This is a genomic window from Sulfobacillus sp. TH-112 (assembly GCF_057473405.1).
Window position 1 is genome coordinate 1 of record NZ_JBYCKN010000182.1, and the last position, 21,864, is coordinate 21,864.

The following is a 21,864-nucleotide window of genomic DNA, read 5'->3' on the forward strand; positions in this document are numbered from 1 at the left end:
CTGGAAAAGGATTTGGTTCCTCGTGCGGGAATTCGCTTTGATACCATTCATGCGCGAGCTCTCTTGGTGAAGGGCATACGCGGGAAAGTTGTCGGGGCTATGACGGCTATTCACGGAGTGGTTGACGCAGTGCGAATTTTGAGGCAATACCGCCCCGATGTGGTGATTGGAACCGGCGGATACGTCTCAGGACCGCTGGGTTTGGCGGCCTCTTGGTTGCACGTGCCACTGGTCATCCAAGAGCAAAATGCTTGGCCGGGGTTTACGAATCGCCAGCTATCCCGAAGGGCAGTCGCGGTGTGTGTTCCGTTCGAAGAGGCGATTGGGCGTCTTGATCCGCATGCCAAAGTCGTGATTGCGGGGAACCCTATCACTCTCTCCAAGGAGCAGTTGACCCAGGAGGAGGCCCGCCGTCGTCTAGGGATGAGAAGTGACTTGCGCATCTTGATGGCCACGGGTGGAAGTCAAGGAGCTCTAAAGGTGAATCAGGTGTTGTTTGATTTGTTGCCATACTTTCAAGAGAATCCCGGATTAGGACTGGTTTGGGCGACCGGCAAGCGTTACCATGCAGAGGTTATGGATCAGGTTCAGAACCGCTACGGAAACACATTGGACACAAGTCGTATTCAAATCCACGAATACTTTTACCAGATTCAGATGATCTATCAAGCGGCCAATTTGTACATTGGGCGAGGTGGGGCAATGAGTCTCACGGATTGTGCGGCCTTTGGACTGCCCATGGTCATCATTCCATCGCCCAACGTCAGTGAAGATCATCAAAGCAAAAATGCTGCGGTGATTGAGGCGCGGGGGGCAGGACTCGCGATACCGGAACCGCAAGTGTCAACAAGAGCGACGGATATTATTGGCCTTTTAACAAATCCTACGCGCACTGAAGAGATGGGGCATAGGATGAAGGAAATGTTTGACGAAGACGCGCTATCGCGCATTGTCTCGACCGTATTGGATGCAGTCGCGACGTCGGGAGGGAAATCGAGGTGAAGGTGGAGCCCATATACACCGCATTGCGTACGATGGATATCGGTGCGGTGCGAATCGATGAACCACTCGCTCGACATACCTCGTTTCGCATTGGAGGTCCAGCGCGCGTATTTGTGGAACCATCTCATCTCGATGGCGTGGTACGTGTGCTGAATTGGGTGTCAAGAGAAAGGATTCCCTATTTCATTATTGGGCAGGGAACCAATGTTTTGGTGTCTGACCGAGGGCTAGATGCGGTGGTCATTTCCACATCGCGTGGACTGAAAGAAACCGAAGTGACCCCACCGCGCATTCGGGCTGGGTCGGGGATTCTTCTGACTAAATTGGGTCGTCTCGCGGAACGAGCTCAGCTGACCGGTCTCGAATTTGCCATTAGTATACCGGGCACCTTGGGCGGAGCATTGGTTATGAATGCGGGAGCGCACGGGGGATCCATGGTGGAAGTGGTCGAAAGTGTGCTGGTATGGGATCCCATCGATGGGGTACGCGAGGTATCCGCATCTGAGGTCGAGTTTCAATATCGGCAAAGTCGGTTTATGCATACACCATGGATTGCGCTCGAAGCGAAATTGCTACTTAAACCGGGAGATCCGGTCGTAATTCGTGAGACGATGGTACACAACATGGACTATCGCAAACGCAGTCAGCCGGTAGGGGAACCGAATGCGGGAAGCGTATTCAAAAATCCTTTGCCGGAGTTCGCAGGACGTCTGATTGAGTCCATTGGGGCTAAGGGGTGGCGTGAGGGAGACGCGGCCGTCTCTGACCTTCATGCGAATTTCATCATTAACACCGGCACGGCGACGGCTCACGATGTGTTGATTTTAATGCGACGCTTGCGTCGCGAAGTGTACCAACAGCGGGGGATTATTTTAAGGCCGGAAGTACGATGGATAGGTCCGGGAGAAGGAGGAGCCGACTCAACATGGGAGAATTTGTGGTTCGCGGCGGACGAAGGCTTGAAGGAACCGTAAGAATTCACGGAGCCAAAAATGCCGCTCTACCAATTATGGCTGCCTCAATTCTTGCATCTGAACCCGTCACCTTGGTGGGGGTTCCCCACTTGCGCGATGTGGATGTCATGATTGATGTATTAACCCGGTTGGGCGCGCATGTGACGTGGGACGGCCACTCCATGGTGATCGATCCTACGGGTATTGATGAATATGTGATTCCTGAAGATCTTATGCTCAAAATGCGGGCCTCCATATTTGTGATTGGACCTCTGTTGGCAAGGCTGGGCCACGCGGTTGCGGCGCAACCGGGAGGATGCTCTATTGGTGACCGGCCCATTGATATTCACATCTATGGGTTTCATCAACTAGGCGCCACTATCGAGGAGGGTGACAGTGGGACCACGCTCTCGGCTTCTCCATTAAAGGCCGGCACGGTGCATATGAGTTATCCTTCGGTGGGAGCCACAGAAAATATGATGATGGCGGCGGCCCTCATTGATGGAGAAACCAGGATAAAAAACGCGGCCATGGAGCCCGAGATTGTAGACTTGGCACAATTTCTTGAAAAGATGGGTGCCACCGTCCGTGGTGCCGGTACTTCGGAGATTCGTATCATGGGACGGGAAAGACTGCGGGGGGTGACGCACACCATCATTCCTGATCGTATTGAAGCGGCCACCTTTGCGTTAGCGGCTGCAGCCACGGGTGGTCACGTGGTGATGGAAAACTGCATTGCTGAGCATTTGCCCGGCCTCTTAGGACGTTTGCAGGAAGTGGGCGTAGAAGTTCTTTCGCATGAGGGCGATGTGGTGGAAGTGCTCGGCAAAGAGCGCTATGGAACCACCCCGATTTCGATTCACACGGGACCTTATCCTGGATTCGCGACCGACATGCAGGCGCAGTTTATGGCTTTCCTCCTCCAGGTACCGGGGGTGCACATTGTATCCGAGCGCGTCTTTGAAAATCGGCTAGGTCATGCTCGAGAATTACGGCGCATGGGAGCCCAGATATTGGCGGATCAGCGTGTAGCCCTGATTTATGGAGGAAAGTCGCTTTCTGGAGCAAGGGTGAAGGCACTGGACTTACGAGCCGGGGCAGCGTTGGTGATTGCCGGCCTTACGGCGGACGGCGAAACCGTCATCGAAGGCCGCGAAGTCATTGAGAGAGGATATGAGGACTTAGATCGTCGGCTTAGTGACCTTGGAGTGGATATTCGGCAACAATAAGGTCTTGGGTTTGAGGGACGGGGGTCCAGAAGCTCAAGCTGCCACAGGCAGTCTGCGAAGTGTAGGGATAGTAGACACGTAGATTATGGGATTCGGGTAGAGTAATGGAAGGGAAAATGCAGTAGGAATTACCGGTGCGTGGGTCGCGTTAGCGGTCGCAGTCGTGATCCGGGTACGTGCAACGAGCCCCCCAACCTGGCGTGGCGATGTGGCCATGGCCTAAGGGAGACTACCGACTCGGGTTTGCCTCGTCGATGGCCAGGCCGTCCGCTCTCACGGTGGGATGCTTTAAGAGGAGATACATAGCCCCACATGATGCCACGATGTCTTAGGATAGGGGGGCATTTGGTAGTGAATCATGGGTAGGCGATGTTGATAAAGTGTGGCTGATATCATTCCTCTTGCGATTGAAGAATTCGATAACCGTATTGTTCCCATAAGGATAGGGCCAGCGTCAAAAGACTCTTCTGATATCTGCTCTTTCCTTCAACGGCCGCACGTACTCATAAACTTGTCCTGTCCATCGATTCGTGGGCTAGGAGGTGATATGATGGAGAAAAGAAAGGTCGAATGCGCAAGTGATGAAACCACCGGGTGGGTATTCGATGGCATGAAGCTAAGAAACCAGGCGACGGAGTGGATATAGGGATGTCGCGTAGCGTCAAAGTGAGCGTTGTGGTGATTGCCGTGGTGATGGGTTTTCTTCTCACCCAGCAAATTCGCACTGTGGCGTTTATTAATCATACGGCACAAATTCAAGAGGCCATTACGCTGAGCCACCTGGTCACGAGCGCCGACGAGGCAAACCTCCTCAGCCGTCAAAAGGTGCTGGCCATGCAAGCCCGCCTTGCTACCGCTTCTTCGAACACGCCGGCCTTGTCCCCAATAAGGGCTGCCTTAACGCGTACGCAGTCGTTGGCTGGCCTCACAGCCCAATCCGGATCTGGGGTCCAAGTGATAATTCATGATGCGACTCAACCCGCTTTTCCTGGCGAGCCAGCCATCCTCGAATTGGTCCACGATCAATATGTTTTGCAGGTGGTGTCGCTCCTGTCGGCGGCAGGAGCTTCGGCCATTGCGATTGATGGTCAGCGCTATACCGCGACTACGGCGATTTTTTGTGCTGGGCCCACGATTCGCATTAATGGAGTACCTTATGCCTCACCCTATGTGGTCGATGCCGTGGGGCCCTCGGGTGCGATGCTGACTGCTTTACAGGATAATCCCGATATCGAGGGCTGGTCACAACTGGTATCCATTAAATTCCATCCTGATTCGCATCTAGAAATTGCTGCGTACCGCGGGGCGGTCCACTTTTCTTCGATTAAACCTGTTAATATAGAACGGTAGATGGTGAAAGGGGAATCTCTGCTTGTGGATTGTGGTCATCGGGTTGGCCATGGGGGTGCTGATTGGGCTAGCCTTGCCAAACGTTTTACCTGCCTCGTTTGCGAGTTATCTATCGATAGCTCTGTTAGCAGCGATGGATTCGGCCTTCGGGGGCATACGCGCAAGCTTAGAGGGACGGTTTGTGCCGGTCACATTCTTGAGTGGGCTGGTCTCTAATGCCATCTTGGCAGGCCTTTTGACCTATTTGGGGAACAAGATGGGGGTTCCGCTTTTTGATGCCGCATTATTCGCCTTTGGCTATCGAATATTTCAGAATTTGGGCTCCATCCGTCATGCCTTGATCAGCCGGTGGACTATCTCCCGACGAAAATTGCGTGATGAGGCACTTTGAGGCAGGAAAAATTCATTTCAGGGAGAAGTCCTCTCTTAAGAGAAACTTTGCCTCCGGGAGGTGTCGCATGGCCAAGCGCCCACTGATATTAGCACTGGATGTTGGAACCACTAAGGTATCGGCGCTGGTAGGTGAGGCGCGACCCGATGGAGAACTTGCGGTATTGGGTGTTGCTGCGACTCCGGTGGTCGGGATGAGGCGAGGACTCGTGTACGAGGTCGAACGAGTGGCGATGGCTATCCGGGATGCGGTGAACCGTGCCAACAGTATGGCGGGGACCGATCTCACACATGCCGCGGTATCCGTGAATGGCGACCATTTAACCGTCCGGCCGGGACAAGCTTCGGTTCACATTAAGGGAGGAATTATTCGCCCTGAAGATGTCGAGGTCTGCACGCAAAAGGCTGCTCAGGGAGTTAAAGATGGGAACCGTGAAACCGTGCAAATCATTCGACGTGGGATTGCCGTAGATGGATTTCGAGGCGTCGTGGATCCTGTCGGCATGGTGGCACGGGAAATGCAAGTCGAAGTACTGGTGGTGTCAGGACTGACCACGGTATTGCGTAATTTAAAGCGGGTCGTCACAATGGCCGGACTCAATCCGGTGCTGTGGATTCCCGCCCCACGTGCCTCGGCGGACGGGGTTTTGGCGGATGACGAGAAGCAAATTGGTGTGGTGCACCTCGATGTGGGCGGAGGGACTACCGGCGTTACGGTATACCGAGCAGGGCACATTCAGTATTTAGGGGTGGTCCCGATTGGAGGGGACGCCATTACCGCTGATTTGAGTGCGGGGCTGGGAGTGGTAACAACTCAAGCGGAACGGCTCAAATTGGAATATGCGGTGGTCGGTGCCGAACGAGAAGGGATGCTGGAAGTACGCGCCGTCAGCGGTCAATCCGTGAAGCTGATTCCTGTGAAGGAGCTTGAAGAAATTGTACTGGCTCGGGTCGATGAGTGGACGGGAATGGTCGAGCAGCATTTGAGTCGGATAGATTGGCCGAAGGGTCCGGCTGCCGGGGTAGTGATGACAGGTGGGGGATCGTTACTCAAGGGGTTAAATTCCCACCTAGAACAGCGCTGGAGTTGGCCAGTTCGGATGGCGTCACCGATTGGATTAGGAGGATTGTCGGATTTATCACGCAGTCCCGGGTATTCGGTGGTGGTAGGAGTGGCGCGCGCTTCGCGATTAGAAGGTCTCAAACCAGAGTCAGAATCTCTATGGCATCGTGCTGTACAATTTTGGTTAACTTTGTGGAATTGATAAAATAATTGAGAATGACCCGGAAATAGGGGAGGAAACAGGATGCTAGACTTTGACCAAGCGGCAGAAAATTTTGCAGTAATTAAGGTAGTGGGGGTTGGGGGCGGTGGCACCAATGCCGTGAATCGTATGATCATGGCAGGCCTCAAGGGGGTTGAATTTATTGCCGTGAATACGGACGCGCAAGCGTTGGCTCTGTCGATGGCTCCCACGCGATTGCAAGTAGGCACCAAGCTTACGAAGGGTCTTGGAGCTGGTGCCAATCCTGATATTGGACAAAAGGCCGCTGAGGAAAGTCGAGAGCAGATTGCTGACGCGTTAAAGGGTGCAGACATGGTGTTTGTGACGGCAGGAATGGGTGGCGGAACCGGTACAGGAGCCGCCCCAGTGGTTGCTGAAATCGCCAAGGAGGTTGGAGCGCTTGCGGTGGGCGTGGTCACCAAGCCTTTTACCTTTGAAGGGCGGCGTCGACAAGCCTTTGCCGAAAAGGGAGCCAATAATCTGAAGGCGAAAGTGGATACGCTCATCACTATTCCCAACGACCGGTTGTTACAAGTTGTCGAGAAGAAGACATCCATTGTGGAGGCTTTTCGCATAGCGGATGATGTGTTGCGGCAAGGTGTGCAGGGGATTTCAGACCTCATCGCCGTCCCCGGACTCATTAATTTGGACTTTGCCGATGTTAAAACTATTATGTCGGATATGGGTTCAGCCCTCATGGGTGTCGGGATAAGTCAGGGAGAAACTCGGGCCGCGGCCGCCGCGAAAGCCGCTATTTCCAGTCCTTTGCTGGAAACCAGCATCGATGGCGCTCGTGGGGTACTGTTGAACATTACCGGTGGATCAGACCTATCGCTGTTTGAGGTGAATGAGGCCGCTGAAATTGTCATTCAAGCGGCTGATCCCGAAGCCAACATCATCTTTGGAGCGGTGATTGACGATTCCCTCAAAGATGAGGTGCGGGTGACGGTGATTGCGACTGGGTTTACGGGAGAGCGGACCCGACGCAGTGTAGTCGAAAGCCCCGACGAGGAAGTGGAGATTAAGCCATTTTCGAACGACGACCTCGATATCCCCGCATTCTTGCGCCGGCGCTCATAGTCGAACCAGGGTGTGGACCCGCTCCTTTAAGGAGCGGGTTTTTTGTCGTGAACTTCCTCGGGTTGCCCCCCTTTGTATGACAGAGTTCTTCGTGCATCCTTTCTACAATGGCGTTGTTGGGAGACATACCGTGAGGTGAACTCCCATATGGATAGTGTGCCGAGATGAAGCTTGTGCGAGGAGGGACTAGTGTCGTGATAAATGGAGTAACGACCCTCTCCTATAGTGCGGAAATGGACTTCGCGCTCCTGTGGGTGACAGCCACCGTACTGGGACACCGCACCACCTATTTTCGCCTCACACTGGCCGCCATTGTCGGGATTCTTCCCACACTATGGGTATTACTGCGTCAAAACCTTTATTCCGTTCCTTGGGAATTAGGACTGGTGTGGCCGCTAGGGATGTTGGTTATTGCGCTTGGAGGGCTTTCTAAAAGGTTTTGGGTGAAAGGGTATTTGCTATTTGTGAGTATGTCACTTTTGGCGGGAGGTATGTTGAGTGCCGCTCTCAGTTGGCAAAGACTTTTCAGTCCCAACACACCATACCTGGATTGGGCCATTTTAGTACCCCCACTATTGGTCGTCATGGGGCGCCTGGTGCCAAAAGAGCGTCTTCGGCAATTGGTGGGGCGTGACTCCTATGGGGAATTGCAACTTGAACTGAATGGTACTTCGCTTAGGGTTCCCTGCCTGTGGGATTCCGGCAATGAATTGGTGGAGCAGTCCGCTAGGCGACCGGTGATAGTGTTGGAAATGGCCTCAGCGATCGACTGGATTCCAGAGGCCTTATTTCCGTGGATTATCTCGGTACACGAAGGAAATGCCCTGGTAGCACCGCCAGAGACATGGGCGTGCAAAGTATCTATGGTGACCTTTCGTACGATCGCTGGAGAAGGATGTTTACCGGTGGTACTGCTTGATCGCGTCCGAGGTAATTATGCGGGTCGGTGGTACAACAGCATGCCAATGGCTGTGGGGTTTTCACCAGATCCCATAGCTCGCGATGGGAGTTATCGTGCGTTAGCGACTCCGAAGAGTCTAATTCACTATCCCAATGAAAGGGTGGGAGCATGATTGAAACCAGAAGTGTGGTATGGGATCCTAAAGGGTCGCTGTGGGACAGAGTTCGTGACTCCATTAAGGAAATCTTTGGACCGACAGACCTTGGTGATGTCCACTACGTGGGATCGAGTGAGGCTTTACCTCCGCCATTGACTGGCGATGAGGAGGCTCATCTGCTCACTAATCTATCGAGGGGTGAAGTGGCGGCCCGTTCAGTCTTGATTGAGCGCAACTTGCGCTTGGTCGTATACATTGCGCGGAAGTTTGAAAACACCGGGATAGGGATTGAGGACTTGGTGTCAATCGGCACGATTGGACTCATCAAGGCCGTGAATACCTTTAACGTGGAGAAGAAAATTAAATTAGCCACGTATGCGTCCAAGTGCATTGAAAATGAGATTCTTATGTACTTACGGAGGAATTCTCGGACACGATCAGAGGTGTCATTTGATGAACCACTCAATGTGGACTGGGATGGCAACGAGCTTCTGTTGTCCGATGTCATGGGAACCGAGCAGGACTTAATCTCGAAGCCGATTGAAGAAGAGGTGGACCGCCTGTTGTTGAAACGCGCGTTGGCGAAATTGTCCACACGGGAGCAACGCATTATGGAGCTGCGGTTTGGTCTGATGGACGGATTGGAACGGACCCAAAAAGAGGTCGCGGATTCGCTGGGTATCAGTCAATCCTATATTTCTCGACTGGAAAAACGCATTATAAAACGGCTTCGCAAAGAATTTCGTCGGATGGAATAGTCGCCTTTGAGAGTTGGGCCCTCCTCGTGAGGGCTTTTTTCTTGGACTAAGGCTAGGGGAGACTGTGCAACCGTAACAAAGTGCCGTCATGAAATCCTATGACCAACATTCTGCGAGGACAATCCTTTGTACGGAGGGTATCCCTGGATTCTATCGACGTCGGCGTATTACATCCGGGGAGCCCCTTCTGGTGCACCGATTGATGTGGTGCGTGGACTCGACGAGGTGGTTTAGGTGACTGAGGGTCCGTTATAAGCCACTGTCGCTCACAATCGCTTAATGCATACGGTGCTCGGCATCGCCGGAGGAGGGAACGGGCATGGCGTTCCAGTGCTCATTTAGCAGTTACCGCCGAAGCGCGTCGTCTTGTCATTCGACAAAGACGCTAACCCAAGGCCGCCATAACGGTGAAGCAACAGGCTTGACACTGAGTCGATATCTTGTGCGCAGCACAATGCACCGGCGATCATTGCGTTTCGTGACGGGATGGTCCTCACCGCCCGATCCGATGACGCGTTTGATCGAAAATACAAATGGAGTGTCCTCTGCGACACCCTGTCGTAGTTATGAGAGTGGGCGTTGTTGTACAATCTGCATAAATTCTCCGAGGGATTCCGGAAAGGAGAACGTCGTGAATGAACAGTGACTGACGGTGCTGGATCAGCGCGTTCAGCGGCTTCACAACTTTCGACCCCAACCGCCGGAAACGCGTCGTTCGCTGGCGCAAGCACTCCGCCCACGCATAACCTGTGCGTCCAATGCCATCCAGGGGAATCGGCTGACGTTGGCCGAAACCCAGGTCGTGTTGGAAGGCGTGACGGTGGGCGGCAAGCCCCTTTGGGATTACTTGGAAGCGATTGATCATGCGGAATCTTGGGACGCCGTACTGCACTGGTCTCGTGAAACCGAGCCGATGACGCCGCACTTACTGAGATCGTTGCATGCCGCAGTCCTTCGCCGCTCGCGGCCTGACAAGGTGGACGGTATCAGATGGTGCCGGTAGCGATTGCTGGTAGCCCCCTCATTCCTTTGGACCCGGTCGCGGTGCCAGCCGCCATTGATGATCTGTTTTCCCGGTGGAGCCAATAGGCTGTCCCCATAAGACGACGAAATCAAAAGACTCGTTTCGCGAGCCAGTCTTCCAAAATCCTATTGAAAAGGGTGGGCAGTTCTAAGCTGGGAAGGTGTGCGGTGTCGTGCAAAACATGAAGTTCTACATCAAGACAGTGGTCGTCCAGATAATGCGCTGCGCCAACGACGTCTGGTACGTCGGCATCTCCCACCATGACCAATACGGGACACTTAACTTCATCGAGCCGTCCAACAGCCACAAATTGAGCGTCCTGAGAAACCGCGCCATTATCAGGCTGGTCGGCTAAGGCCAATAGCTCACGTGCACGCACCAGATAAGCAGAATCCAGATCTTCGGGGCGGCGCGTAGGCCCTACTAACCAAATGCGTTCCATGATAGCAAGGCCACGCGTAACGTCATTTTGGGCAAAGGCAGCATCCGCTTCCACAAATAGCTTTTCAACCTCGGGGGGATTTTCGGCGTGATAGCCGGGAACGCCTGATCCCACCAACACCAAGCCGTGGACACGATCAGGGTGCTCAAGTGCGACATTTAATGCCGTGCTTCCTCCAAAAGAACAGCCCATGAGCCATGTTTTGGAAATATCTAAGGCGTCCATCACTCTGATGACATCGTCTGCATAACTAAAGGGACCGGACACATGCGCCGTGGACCCAAAGCCACGCCAATCCCAGCGCAGCACCCGCATACGGTTTTGAAGCCATTCCCATTGCGCATCCCACATATGCCGTTCTGATACTCCTGCATGCAGTAGCATCATGGCTGCCCCAGTACCGGCCTCTTCCACCAACATGTGCACGCCACCCGCTAGCGTTACGTCATGCGTCTTCAAAGATAATCCCCCTCTTTTTTGAAATTCGTGTAAGAGGTATTCGTGACGACTAAATGCAATCCCTGTCGACGACGTCTCTAACACAGGGATTCGTCAAAGTCCGGTTGACGTTTACGGTCAGAATGGATAGATCGTGAAATTCTAGGGGCTACGATTTCGGTACCCGTGCAGGGACGATGGCGTAATGCACCCCTTATTTTCCTTGAGAGATGTCCACCTATGGCATACCGCAGTTGACTGCTGGCACCATCCCATTTTTGTATAGCTTTCCCCAGTTCTGGTGATACTTTCTGTGTCAGCGTTACCACCAGACCGGGAGGTTACAACACGCGATGCCAATGAACAAAGTCGAAATTCCTGGTGTCAATACAGCCAAGCTTCCGGTGTTGACGAACGTGAAGATGCGTGAATTATTTCGGGCGATGCAGTCGGGCGAGGAAAGCGCTCGCGATGAATTGATCAATGGCAATTTACGCTTGGTGCTCAGTGTGATCCAACGGTTTCAAAATCGCGGCGAGCATTCCGATGACCTCTTTCAGGTCGGATGCATTGGACTCATGAAGGCCATCGATAATTTCGACCTTGGTCAGAATGTGAAGTTCTCGACCTATGCGGTACCGATGATTATCGGAGAGATTCGACGCTATCTCCGAGACAATAATCCGATTCGTGTCAGTCGGTCGCTGCGGGATATCGCCTATAAGGCACTACAGGTGAGGGACCATTTGGTACATCGGTTCAGTAAGGAACCGAGCATTAGTGAAATTGCGGCCGAGTTGTCTGTTCCACGCGAAGAAGTGCTGTATGCACTTGATGCGATTCAAGAGCCCATGTCGCTCTTTGAACCTATTTATCACGATAGTGGCGATCCGATTTTCGTCATGGACCAGATTTCCGACGAGAAGAATCAGGACAAGACTTGGCTCGAGGGGATTGCCATCCGTGAAGCGATGAGGCGTCTCAGTGAAAGGGAAAAGATGATCTTAACGATGAGATTTTTTGACGGAAAGACACAAATGGAAGTGGCCGATGAAATCGGGATTAGTCAAGCGCAAGTGTCTCGATTGGAAAAGGCGGCCTTAACCCACATGAGGAAGCATATGTAATGTGGCTTAAACAGTGGTTAGTGGGGCTTTTGGGGATGACCATGCTATGGTCGATGGCACCGCTTTCATCGACCTCGCGTCAAGTGCCCTCGACGAGTGCGATTACCGTCTCGACACCGCAAGTCATTCGTTTTCGTGTGATTGCCAATTCAGATAACCCCGTGGACCAAGCGATAAAGTTACAGGTACGCGATCGAATATTAGAAACGCTCGACCCGTATTTGAATGGGGTCAAAAATCGGTCGGTGGCAGCCAAGCGAATCGAAGAGCTTAAACAGCGGTTGGATCGCGTCGCTAATGGAGTCTTAGCGCGCCATCATGTATCGTATCGGGCGCGGGTGGAGTGGACCCGCACCATCTTCCCGACCAAAGCGTACGGCAGTTGGGTTTTGCCGGCCGGGCGCTATCAGGCACTTTTGATCGTCTTGGGGAAGGGGGAGGGACACAATTGGTGGTGTGTGTTGTTCCCGTCTCTGTGTTTTATCGATATGGGCAATGCCTTAGCGGTTCCTACGCCTATCGAACCCGCCACGCCGCTTAGTGCCACCCCTGTGAGGAGCCGAGATTCTAGAGAGCACTCTCAGAAGAAGAGTACCGGGACGATCCACGTGACGTGGAAATCGCCGCAGTTGTTACGAGAGGTTTTGACTATTTTGCACGAATAGGTCTTGAGGCGCTCGTCCGCTTCATAGGTATGTGATGGGGGGATGCCGCATGGTGAAGACCTCCGAGCTTCGGATGAAAGATGTGATTAATGTGGTAGACGGTCGTCGATTGGGGCTGATTGGCGATCTGGAACTGGACTTAGAACGTGGGCAGGTGAAGTCGGTCGTGGTGCCGGGCGCGAGCCGGTTTTTGGGCCTCTTTGGACGTGACCGAGATACCGTGATTGATTGGGATCAAATTCAAAAAATCGGGCAAGATGTCATTTTGGTTGAGGTGCAAGCCTCCTATGACCAGTCCCACCATGTGACCTAGACGTAACAAAAGAGAGAAATCGCGGAGCTGGTGCTTGCCTTGGCAAGCCCAGCTCTTGTCGTTGTTGGCGCCATTGGCACTTTTTCGCACTCAAATTGATGCTGGGTTTGATAAAATAGAGAAAGCAGAGGGGGTGTGAATGTGGAAGTACAGGTTTCAGAGGGGCGCGTGATACTAGATCTGCATCCACAGGTACAGGCTTGGTTTTCCACTCGTCTTGGAGGAGTTAGCTTCCCCCCGTTTGATACATTAAATTTATCGCTTGGCGTCGGTGACATGGAGCCCTCGGTGATGGAAAATCGGCGTCGTATGCTTCATAGTGTAGAGCGCCCCCTTCAGGACTTGATCATGCCGAACCAGGTGCACCACAATCACATTGAGTGGGTCGGAACCGAGCATCGTGGACGAGGTTTTGACGGTAGGTACGCGATCGACGCTACTGATGGTCTCTTAACCCGTGACGCGACGGTGGTCTTAGGGATGGGGTTCGCTGATTGTGTCCCGATTTACGTGACCGATGTGCGTGCCAGAGTGGTCGGTATTCTTCATGCCGGTTGGCGTGGCACGGTCGCTTTGATCCAGCAGCGGATGGTGCAAGAATTGCAGGAAATGGGCATTGGTCCGCAGGACGTTTTGGTGGCATTGGGGCCATCAATAGGCCCCTGTTGTTATGAAATTGACCGTCCGGTCTATGAGGCAGTGCGGGCTTTGGTCGGCGAGACTCCGCTTCAGCTCAAGGATGACGGGCATTGGTGGTTGGATTTGCACTTGGCCAATCGGATGCTGCTAGAGGCGGTCGGAGTGTCCAGTGACCACATTATCGAGGCGCCCTATTGCACGGGCTGTCGTCGCGATTTGTTCTTTTCTTATCGCGTCGAAAAGCGGGTGACCGGTCGCATGGGGGGATACATATGTCTCAAAAAGCCTTCATAGAAGATCGGGTGGGGCACGTGAAAGCCCGCATGGGTGCTATTCGCCCTGGGGATGCGGTGCAACTTATGGCGGTGACGAAGACCCGTTCTCGTGAAGAAGGGCTGTGGGCGGTGGCCGCGGGTGCCGATATTATTGGTGAAAATCGCATTCAAGAGGCGCGGATGAAGTGGGGTGAGGATAAACCACCCGTGCCGCTACATGCGATTGGACATGTTCAAACCAACAAGGTAAAATATGGCATAGGGCTGTTTTCCTCGATAGATACTCTAGATAGTGAGCATTTGGCGGACGCGTTGGATAAGCGCAGTGAGGGAATACAAGCGGTTATGGTAGAGGTTAATATCGCCGGGGAGCCCACGAAGTCTGGGTTGGCGCCCCACGAGGTAAAGACATTTATCGAAGCCCTGGAGCCCATGAGGCATCTTCAAGTGACTGGACTGATGACGGTGCTACCGGCGAGACGCGAAAACTCTGTCGAAGAAGGGCGAAAAATTCGCCAATACATGCAGGAAATGGTAGACGTGTGGCGAATGTGTCGAAGGGAGGGATTTTCCTGGGCTCCACTTAACGACCTATCGATGGGGATGAGTGGGGATTGGGAATGGGCATTAGAGATGGGTGCTACGGTGATTCGCCTTGGCACGGAACTCTTTGGTCCGCGTCCCGCGCAATAATTTGGTGAATCGGATAGAACCGAGGGAGGATATTCAATGGCTGGTATGATGGGGAAGTTTCTTAATTTTGTGGGACTGGAAGAAGTCGAAGATGACGAGTACGAGACGGAGACGGAGCACCCGACGCGTCCCCCTGCCGACTGGGAGGATGAAGTGCCTAAGCGAAAGAGGGCTGGAGTGGTGAGTTTGCCAACATCGCGCAGCAACATGCGAGTGGTCGTAATGCATCCTAGGACATTAGAGGAAGGACAAGCTATTGCCGACCAGGTCAAGGGACGTCGGCCGGTGATTGTGAACCTCGATCTGGCGGAGGAGCGAGCTGGACAGCGTCTGTTGAACTTTCTTTCGGGAGTGGCCTACGCTTTGGACGGTGGATTGCGCAAAGTCGGCGATAACATTTTTCTTATTACCCCAAGTAACGTGGAAGTGGCGAGTGAGGAACAAGAGGAAAGTCCGGGTTGGATGAGGGGATTATCTAAGTGAGTCCTGCTCTCAGCACCATATTTTTTCATTTGGCGGAAACCGTAGAGCTCTTGGAAAAAATATTTTACGTGGTGCTGATTGTACGGATTGTGGCGTCGTTTTTCCCCCCCAAAGCCGATGGGATTTGGAACCGGATAGCGGGATTTTCTGTGCGACTGACCGAGCCGGTGCTGGGTCCGATTCGTCGGAGAATCCCGCTTATGGGCATGCTAGACCTATCGCCATTGATTGGGTTTTTCTTGGTTGATATCGCGGCCTTCTTACTTAATACATTGTTTTTGCATTTGGCTAGAATTTAAGGGGGTGTCGATTGTGCCACTAACGGTTCTCGATATTGCGAACAAGGAATTCAAAAATAGTATTCGGGGCTATAATCAGGATGAGGTCGATGAATTTCTTGATGAAGTCATGCGCGACTATGAAGCGGTGGTTCGAGAAAACGACGAATTGCGGCAAAACACCTCGGGTATGGGCGAGAAGCTTGAACAGTATCGGGCCATAGAACAAACTTTGCAGAGCACATTAGTGGTGGCGCAAACCACGGCGGAAGAGATGAGACAGGCGGCCCGAAAAGAAGCAGAACTGGTGGTTCGAGAGGCGGAGACCCGGGCCCGAGAACTGATCAAGAAAGCTCAGACCGACGTCGAGCAGCAGTACCGTGAATTGGATCGCTTGCGGCGTGAGACGGAACAATTTCGCGCGCGGGTGCGAAGCTTACTAGAATCACAACTCGCCCTTTTAAGTCACGAAGAATTAGCCTCTCCCTCTTTGCCTGAGCTGCGTGGACCATCTTCGCTGGAATCGATTGATTCCTCAAGGGGATAAGTTTTTTGCTTTCCGATGAGGGAGATTGTATAATGCCTCATAAGTAAAATCGATGATTGGGACGGGTGGGCTATCCTGGAATCAGAGAATTGACGGTTGGTGCGAGTCAATCCGGATAACGATCACTTATCACCCAAGAGAGCAACGTGAAACGTGTAGCACAGGACTAGCGAAGCCGGGTACGCCCGTTATAGTGTACTGGAGTGCTCTAGAGATTCTAGAGAACGAGGGTGGTACCACGCCGTGAGCGCCCCTTGCAATAAGCGAGGGGCGCTTATTCACGCGTAAAATGAAAGAGGAGGAAATTATGGATTATCGAGATACCTTAAATTTACCGAAAACGGCCTTGCCCATGAAGGCGAACTTGCCTCTGAAGGAGCCAGAGCGTCTTTTAAAGTGGGAATCGATGGGGCTTTTTTCTATGCAACGTGATGCCCGCCGCGGCCAGAAGAAGTTTGTATTGCATGATGGCCCTCCGTATGCGAATGGCAACATTCATGCCGGAACTGCCTTAAACAAAATTTTGAAAGACTTGATTAATCGGTATTGGTCTCAGGAAGGCTATGATGCCGTATACGTGCCCGGATGGGACACGCATGGGTTACCCATTGAAATGCGCGCTCTCAAACAATTAGGGGTATCTCAGCATCAGATTGACCCGCTAGAATTGCGGCGCGAGTGCGCTCGTGTGGCCGAGTACTATATTGGCGTGATGACTGAGCAGTTCAAACGACTAGGGGTGATGGGGGACTGGGAGCACCCCTATGTGACCATGAGTCCGTCGTATGAAGAAGCTGAATTGAGAATATTTGCCGATTTGGTGGATCGCGGCTTGATCTATCGTGAGTTGAAGGCGGTGTATTGGTGCCCGCATTGTGAAACCGCCCTCGCTGAAGGCGAGATTGAATATCATGGCCATCGTTCGCCCTCTATTTATGTGGCTTTTAGCGTAGATGCTCGACGAAGAGGACCGCTTCCGGAGGGGACACGGGCGGTGATTTGGACCACCACCCCTTGGACCATTCCGGCCAATGTGGCGATTGCTCTTCATAGTGACCTTCAGTATGTGGTAGTCGACACCGAAAAGGGCCTCCTTCTTGTGGCAGAAAACCTCAAGGAGACTGTGCTCAATACCCTTTCTCTGTCAGCGGTGCGCGATGTAGGCCACTTTACCGGAAAAGAGTTAGAGGGCGTCATCACCCATCATCCGTATCTCGGACATGAGGTGCCGTTTATCCTGGGCGAGCATGTCACCGATGAAAGTGGCACGGGACTGGTGCATACCGCGCCGGGACACGGCATTGAGGACTTTGAGGTTGCAAAGCGCTATGGTCTTCCGGTAGTTCAGCCGCTGGACGATCGTGGACACTATGTCTCGGGGACGCCTCTCGTCGAAGGGCTGTTTTACGAAAAGGCTAATAGCGTGGTGCAGGACAAACTGCTTGAAGTCGGCGCGCTCTTATATGCTGTAGATTACGAACACCAATATGCATATTGTTGGCGGTGTAAAAATCCGATTATCTATCGTGCGACCCGTCAGTGGTTTTTAGATATCGGGGGCATTCGTGACGAACTTCTTTCCAACACCACCGAGGTTCGCTGGGATCCGCAGTGGGGATTTGACCGGATGCGGTCGATGGTGTCCGATCGGGCTGATTGGTGTCTTTCTCGTCAACGAGTATGGGGGCTACCGATCCCCGCGTTCTATTGCGAGGGGTGTGGCGAATCAATTTTAGATTCTCGCTTAGTGCGCCAGGTTGCGGAGCTTATTGGGAAAGAGGGCTCAAATATTTGGTGGGATCAACCGGCGGAGAACTTTTTGCCGTCTGGATTCGTCTGTCCTCACTGTCATGGTCGTGAGTTTCGGCAAGAAAAAGATGTGTTTGACGTCTGGATGGACTCAGGGTCGAGCCAAGCCGCGGTATTGCGAGAACGGCAGGACCTTAAGTGGCCCGCTGATTTGGTGCTGGAAGGCAACGATCAATATCGCGGGTGGTTCCAAAGCCTTCTCACCACCGGGGTCGCCAGTGCGGGACGGGCTCCCTACCACATGGTTATGACCCATGGGATGGTGTTGGATCAGTCGGGGCGGGAGATGCACAAGTCGCTCGGCAACACCATTGATCCGCTCGATATCGTGAAAGCCTATGGGAGTGATATCTTGCGACTTTGGGTAGCGACCTCCGATTTTCGCGGCGATGTGCGGATTTCGGACGAAATCATGCGCCAATTGGCGGAGAGCTATCGAAAGATCCGCAATACCTTCCGGTTTTTGCTGGGTAATTTGAATGACTATACGCCGGACGCCCATCCCGCGTCTGGTGAGGTGGTCGATCCGTTAAACCGGTGGGCGCTGGCTCGCGTCAATGCCTTCTTAAATGAGGCCATGACAGCCTATCGAGCCTATCACTTTCATACCATGGTGCACGGGTTAGTGCGCCTGATGACCACCGACCTCTCCAGCTTTTATCTCGACGTCATGAAAGATCGTCTCTATACGCTACACGCCGATGATGAGTTGCGTCGCGAAACGCAAAAAGTGCTGTATTACATTTTACGGGCGCTGACGCAATTGGCCGCTCCGGTATTGGTCTTTACGAGTGAGGAAGTCTATGAGCACACCATCAAGCCATCAGATGCGCCACCCTCGGTGCACCTGTCGAGCTTTATGGCGCCTTACGCTATTGATATCGAACCCAAAGAGGCCGATCTCATGGATCGTCTGTTGAGCTATCGTGAAATCATTTTGAAATCGATGGAGCAATTGCGCGTGGAGAAGGTGATTGGCAACGGTCTCGAGGCCGAGGTGACCCTGACTTTGCCCTCGGACGATCCGCCATTAGCGGAAAATGAGGTGGCGCTTCTCACGGAAATGGTGCTGGCGGCCCGCGTGACCGTACAAAGCGGAAAGACGCTCGAGGCGGTCGCCGCGCCTACCCAGTATCTGCGCTGTGAGCGCTGCTGGCGCTATACCGAGGATGTGCGTCAGGAATCGGGTCAAGACGCCTTGTGTCATCGTTGTCGGGTGGTTTTAGCTCATGCGTAAGAGACTGTGGGTGATTCCCTTAGCCATCATCGTGTTTGGATTGGACCGTTTTTTTAATGGGCTGGTGTCGACGCATATGACGATTGGGGAATCTATCCCGGTTCTACCGCCGGTCTTGTGGATTACCTACATTACCAATAGTGGAGCGGCCTTCAGTATTCTTCGCCATGGGACGCCCATCTTCATTGTGGTGGCATTTATTATCCTTATCGCGTTGGCCATTTATGTCGCTCGCGCCCATGAGGTGTCGAAAACCTTTCTCTGGGGAGCCGGACTACTCGCCGGTGGAACGGCCGGGAACCTTTGGGACCGCATGGTGGCAGGGCGAGTGGTGGACTATATTCACTTCCGCTATTGGGCCATATTTAACTTAGCGGATGCCGCTATTGTGGTAGGGATTGGCCTCATTATTCTGGACTTTTGGCGAAAGGACCGGGCCGATGCCAAGGCGGGAAACTAAAGTCTCAGAAGATTTGGCCGGAATGCGGCTTGACCGGTTTCTCACTCAGATATGGCCTGACTTTTCCCGTTCCTATTGGCAACGGCGCATTGGGTCGGGCGATATTACCGTTAACAACCGACGGCAAAAGTCCGGCTATGCGGTGGAAGTGGGGCAAGACATCGTGGCCATAGTCCCTGAGGAAAAGCTCATGGTTTTACCCGAAGAAGATGACGATGGAAAGGACCGTCTTCCGACCTGGGTGCTCTATTGTGATGATGTGTTAATGGTGGTGAATAAGCCTAGGGGCCTCGTGGTGCACCCATCCGCGGGACATTGGGATGATAGTGTGGTGCATCGTTTGGCGCGGTGGCTGCCGCGCGTGGATAATGAAGTGAGACCCGGGGTGGTGCATCGACTGGACAAAGATACCTCGGGGCTTTTAATCTTAGCGCGTACCACCCGCGCCACCGAGATACTGTCTACGGCAATTCGGGAACGTCGTGTGAGGCGCCAATACCTTGCTCTGGTCAAAGGGCAGCTCGTCCAGCCCAGCGCATGGATTGATGCCCCTATGGCACGTGATCCAAAAAATCGTCTGCGCATGGCGATCGTCTATGGAGGACGGGAAGCGCGCACCCAGTATCGGACCCTCGCGACTTGGGGTCACGTCAGCCTTTTGGAATGTACCTTGGAGACTGGGCGTACCCATCAAATTCGCGTGCATTTGGCCTCTCTCGGGCATCCCGTGGTGGGCGATCCCACCTATGGCGGACGCATTCCGGGAATCCCCAACGTCCAACTACTGCATGCGGGTCATCTCACCTTTCAACATCCGACCACGGAGGAGATCCTGCGCTTTAGGGCGCGTCCTCCGCATGATTGGTCGGTGATTAAACGGTGGGGAGATGCCGCTATCATCTCGGAGAGCGTATATCCTGAAGACGCCACCTACACCACCGCTGAATTGTTGCATCAGTTGGTTGACGAGGATGACGGCAGCTTAGATGCCTGAACCATGGGAATGAGATGCTCCAGAATTTCATTTTTAATCACATCTTCTCGTCTCCCCGTGGTCTCGCCCGTGATAATAATCGAAAATGTGGCGACGCCGACGTCGACTAGCCGTAATTCGGTCGGATAGGGTAGGTCTTTCAAGACGCCTTCCAGTTTAGGCATGAGGTGGCCGGGGTCGATTGCGATGTCGAGGTCGAATCGGAATCGGAATCGCTGTCGTTCACGGCGCTGTTGATTGTGGATGGCCGCCTGAATAATGATGCCGTTAGGCAACATCATGGGGATTCCTTCATCGGTTTCCAATGTCGTGTAGGCGAGATTGATATCGGTAACAATGCCCGAATACCCTGGTTTAATGGCTTCGTGAGGATAAGTTGGCATTAAGAGCGGGTATTGCCAGGCGACAATCATGACCCGGTCGCCGACTTCAAATGGATGAAATATGACAATGCCAATCCCGGCAATCAGGTTCGCAAAGAAACTTTGCCCCGCGAGTCCCACAATGACGGTCACAAAGGCGGAACCAAAGATTACTGAGGAAAGCCCAACGCCAAACGCCGCTAAGAGAGCGCTCGCAAATGTGAGGTAGAGCACCAGCCTTGCCATAAACCGAAGAGACGTCACCCGGCGCGAACCTATGCGGTTACTGGCGTTGATGCGTCCGAGCCAGTGTTCCACCAAATAGGACAGTGTACCGCCCACTAAAAGCACGATCGCGGCTTTGAAAAGGTCGCCGTAATGATGCTGAAACTTTATCGGTAGATGGTTTAACAGAACATCCAGCCCTACGCCAATCAAGATGATACCAATGATTTTTACTGCAGTGAAAGGTCGTCGGCCTTTCGGCGCCATTTGGATCCCCCCATATCTCTAGGGTAACATGAGGGTCAAGATTGGGAGGGAATGAGACCATGACCCCACGACGCTTGGTAATTTGCACTGGCCCGGCCTGTCGTATGCGAGGATCTCGGTGGGTGGCCCGAGCAGCGCACCAAACATTGGAGCGTGACCTCAGATGGCGCGTCATTCGGTCTTCCTGTCTTCACCTCTGCCCGAAAGGGCCAATTGCCATCTGCTATCCAGGCGGGCAATGGTACGTGAACGTCAAGCGTCATCACCTCGCCGTTATCGTACGACGCGCGATTCATGATGATGGGGAGACGGCATCAGAACCGACGATGGTATTTCGTTTCGCTCGTGATGACGCCGAAGAAGATACAGAATAGTAGCCCCGCCTCGACTATGTACATTGGGTCCAAGAAATCTGTCGTTATACCTTTACCCGTCTCGGAGAGTGATCTACACTAGGAACGGGAACACTGACCTTTAATA

At 53.1% G+C, this 21,864-nt stretch carries 24 protein-coding genes; 22 read left to right on the forward strand and 2 right to left on the reverse strand.

Annotated features, from left to right (window positions below; all coding sequences use genetic code 11):
- The 10 genes from ACOJWD_RS13255 to ACOJWD_RS13300 form a co-directional block, all read left to right on the forward strand.
- The coding region (locus ACOJWD_RS13255; RefSeq protein ID WP_486993714.1) for a UDP-N-acetylglucosamine--N-acetylmuramyl-(pentapeptide) pyrophosphoryl-undecaprenol N-acetylglucosamine transferase at positions 1-1,002 on the forward strand (1,002 nt) is incomplete at its 5' end.
- Complete coding sequence (gene murB / locus ACOJWD_RS13260; RefSeq protein ID WP_486993715.1) at positions 999-1,976, forward strand: UDP-N-acetylmuramate dehydrogenase; 978 nt, start codon at positions 999-1,001, stop codon at positions 1,974-1,976. The genes ACOJWD_RS13255 and murB, both read left to right, overlap by 4 nt.
- The gene (murA, locus tag ACOJWD_RS13265; protein WP_486993716.1) at positions 1,928-3,184 is read left to right on the forward strand and encodes a UDP-N-acetylglucosamine 1-carboxyvinyltransferase; all 1,257 of its coding nucleotides are present in this window, start codon (positions 1,928-1,930) and stop codon (positions 3,182-3,184) included. Before murB ends, murA begins: the two co-directional genes overlap by 49 nt.
- Before the next feature lie 594 nt (positions 3,185-3,778).
- Entirely contained in the window at positions 3,779-4,534 is a 756-nt protein-coding gene (locus ACOJWD_RS13270; protein WP_486993717.1) for a DUF881 domain-containing protein, read from the forward strand.
- Between the two features lie 31 nt (positions 4,535-4,565).
- Positions 4,566-4,925: a small basic family protein gene (locus ACOJWD_RS13275; RefSeq protein WP_486993757.1), complete on the forward strand. Its 360-nt coding sequence runs from the start codon at positions 4,566-4,568 to the stop codon at positions 4,923-4,925.
- A gap of 67 nt (positions 4,926-4,992) precedes the next feature.
- Positions 4,993-6,189 (forward strand): cell division protein FtsA, encoded by a 1,197-nt coding sequence (gene ftsA, locus ACOJWD_RS13280; RefSeq protein ID WP_486993718.1) that lies wholly within the window; start codon positions 4,993-4,995, stop codon positions 6,187-6,189.
- A 42-nt stretch (positions 6,190-6,231) separates the two neighbouring features.
- Positions 6,232-7,290, forward strand: coding sequence for a cell division protein FtsZ (gene ftsZ / locus ACOJWD_RS13285; protein ID WP_486993719.1), 1,059 nt, complete (start codon positions 6,232-6,234; stop codon positions 7,288-7,290).
- Between the two features lie 194 nt (positions 7,291-7,484).
- Positions 7,485-8,363, forward strand: coding sequence for a sigma-E processing peptidase SpoIIGA (locus ACOJWD_RS13290; RefSeq protein WP_486993720.1), 879 nt, complete (start codon positions 7,485-7,487; stop codon positions 8,361-8,363).
- The gene (sigE, locus tag ACOJWD_RS13295; protein WP_486993721.1) at positions 8,360-9,106 is read left to right on the forward strand and encodes an RNA polymerase sporulation sigma factor SigE; all 747 of its coding nucleotides are present in this window, start codon (positions 8,360-8,362) and stop codon (positions 9,104-9,106) included. Before ACOJWD_RS13290 ends, sigE begins: the two co-directional genes overlap by 4 nt.
- 652 nt (positions 9,107-9,758) lie before the next feature.
- Positions 9,759-10,109: a hypothetical protein gene (locus ACOJWD_RS13300; protein WP_486993722.1), complete on the forward strand. Its 351-nt coding sequence runs from the start codon at positions 9,759-9,761 to the stop codon at positions 10,107-10,109.
- A gap of 109 nt (positions 10,110-10,218) precedes the next feature.
- Here ACOJWD_RS13300 and ACOJWD_RS13305 read toward each other — a convergent pair whose 3' ends face one another.
- Complete coding sequence (locus ACOJWD_RS13305) at positions 10,219-11,031, reverse strand: alpha/beta fold hydrolase (RefSeq protein ID WP_486993723.1); 813 nt, start codon at positions 11,029-11,031, stop codon at positions 10,219-10,221.
- 332 nt (positions 11,032-11,363) lie between these two features.
- On the opposite strand from ACOJWD_RS13305, the gene sigG reads away from it, so the two are divergent.
- The 11 genes from sigG (at position 11,364) to ACOJWD_RS13360 (ending at position 20,530) form a co-directional block, all read left to right on the forward strand.
- Positions 11,364-12,137, forward strand: a complete 774-nt coding sequence (sigG, locus tag ACOJWD_RS13310; protein ID WP_486993724.1) for an RNA polymerase sporulation sigma factor SigG — start codon at positions 11,364-11,366, stop codon at positions 12,135-12,137.
- A complete protein-coding gene (gene spoIIR, locus ACOJWD_RS13315) occupies positions 12,137-12,802 on the forward strand; it encodes a stage II sporulation protein R (RefSeq protein ID WP_486993725.1) in 666 nt (221 codons plus the stop codon). The genes sigG and spoIIR overlap by 1 nt, the downstream gene beginning before the upstream one ends.
- Positions 12,803-12,851: 49 nt before the next feature.
- On the forward strand, positions 12,852-13,115 hold the full coding sequence (locus ACOJWD_RS13320) for a YlmC/YmxH family sporulation protein (RefSeq protein ID WP_486993726.1): 264 nt from the start codon (positions 12,852-12,854) through the stop codon (positions 13,113-13,115).
- A 141-nt stretch (positions 13,116-13,256) separates the two neighbouring features.
- Positions 13,257-14,048 carry a peptidoglycan editing factor PgeF gene (pgeF, locus tag ACOJWD_RS13325; RefSeq protein ID WP_486993727.1) on the forward strand — a complete coding sequence of 264 codons (792 nt, stop codon included), beginning with the start codon at positions 13,257-13,259 and terminating at the stop codon, positions 14,046-14,048.
- On the forward strand, positions 14,027-14,722 hold the full coding sequence (locus tag ACOJWD_RS13330) for a YggS family pyridoxal phosphate-dependent enzyme (protein ID WP_486993728.1): 696 nt from the start codon (positions 14,027-14,029) through the stop codon (positions 14,720-14,722). Before pgeF ends, ACOJWD_RS13330 begins: the two co-directional genes overlap by 22 nt.
- Before the next feature lie 36 nt (positions 14,723-14,758).
- Positions 14,759-15,205, forward strand: a complete 447-nt coding sequence (locus ACOJWD_RS13335; protein WP_486993729.1) for a cell division protein SepF — start codon at positions 14,759-14,761, stop codon at positions 15,203-15,205.
- A complete protein-coding gene (locus tag ACOJWD_RS13340) occupies positions 15,202-15,504 on the forward strand; it encodes a YggT family protein (RefSeq protein WP_486993730.1) in 303 nt (100 codons plus the stop codon). The genes ACOJWD_RS13335 and ACOJWD_RS13340 overlap by 4 nt, the downstream gene beginning before the upstream one ends.
- Before the next feature lie 13 nt (positions 15,505-15,517).
- Entirely contained in the window at positions 15,518-16,030 is a 513-nt protein-coding gene (locus ACOJWD_RS13345; RefSeq protein ID WP_486993731.1) for a DivIVA domain-containing protein, read from the forward strand.
- A 307-nt stretch (positions 16,031-16,337) separates the two neighbouring features.
- Complete coding sequence (ileS, locus tag ACOJWD_RS13350; RefSeq protein WP_486993732.1) at positions 16,338-19,076, forward strand: isoleucine--tRNA ligase; 2,739 nt, start codon at positions 16,338-16,340, stop codon at positions 19,074-19,076.
- Positions 19,069-19,536 carry a signal peptidase II gene (gene lspA / locus ACOJWD_RS13355; RefSeq protein ID WP_486993733.1) on the forward strand — a complete coding sequence of 156 codons (468 nt, stop codon included), beginning with the start codon at positions 19,069-19,071 and terminating at the stop codon, positions 19,534-19,536. The genes ileS and lspA overlap by 8 nt, the downstream gene beginning before the upstream one ends.
- The gene (locus ACOJWD_RS13360) at positions 19,517-20,530 is read left to right on the forward strand and encodes an RluA family pseudouridine synthase (RefSeq protein ID WP_486993734.1); all 1,014 of its coding nucleotides are present in this window, start codon (positions 19,517-19,519) and stop codon (positions 20,528-20,530) included. Before lspA ends, ACOJWD_RS13360 begins: the two co-directional genes overlap by 20 nt.
- Here ACOJWD_RS13360 and ACOJWD_RS13365 read toward each other — a convergent pair.
- The gene (locus tag ACOJWD_RS13365) at positions 20,491-21,384 is read right to left on the reverse strand and encodes a mechanosensitive ion channel family protein (protein WP_486993735.1); all 894 of its coding nucleotides are present in this window, start codon (positions 21,382-21,384) and stop codon (positions 20,491-20,493) included. The genes ACOJWD_RS13360 and ACOJWD_RS13365 overlap by 40 nt on opposite strands.
- A gap of 59 nt (positions 21,385-21,443) precedes the next feature.
- On the opposite strand from ACOJWD_RS13365, the gene ACOJWD_RS13370 reads away from it, so the two are divergent.
- Positions 21,444-21,758 carry a (2Fe-2S) ferredoxin domain-containing protein gene (locus ACOJWD_RS13370; protein ID WP_486993736.1) on the forward strand — a complete coding sequence of 105 codons (315 nt, stop codon included), beginning with the start codon at positions 21,444-21,446 and terminating at the stop codon, positions 21,756-21,758.
- Positions 21,759-21,864: the final 106 nt, after the last annotated feature.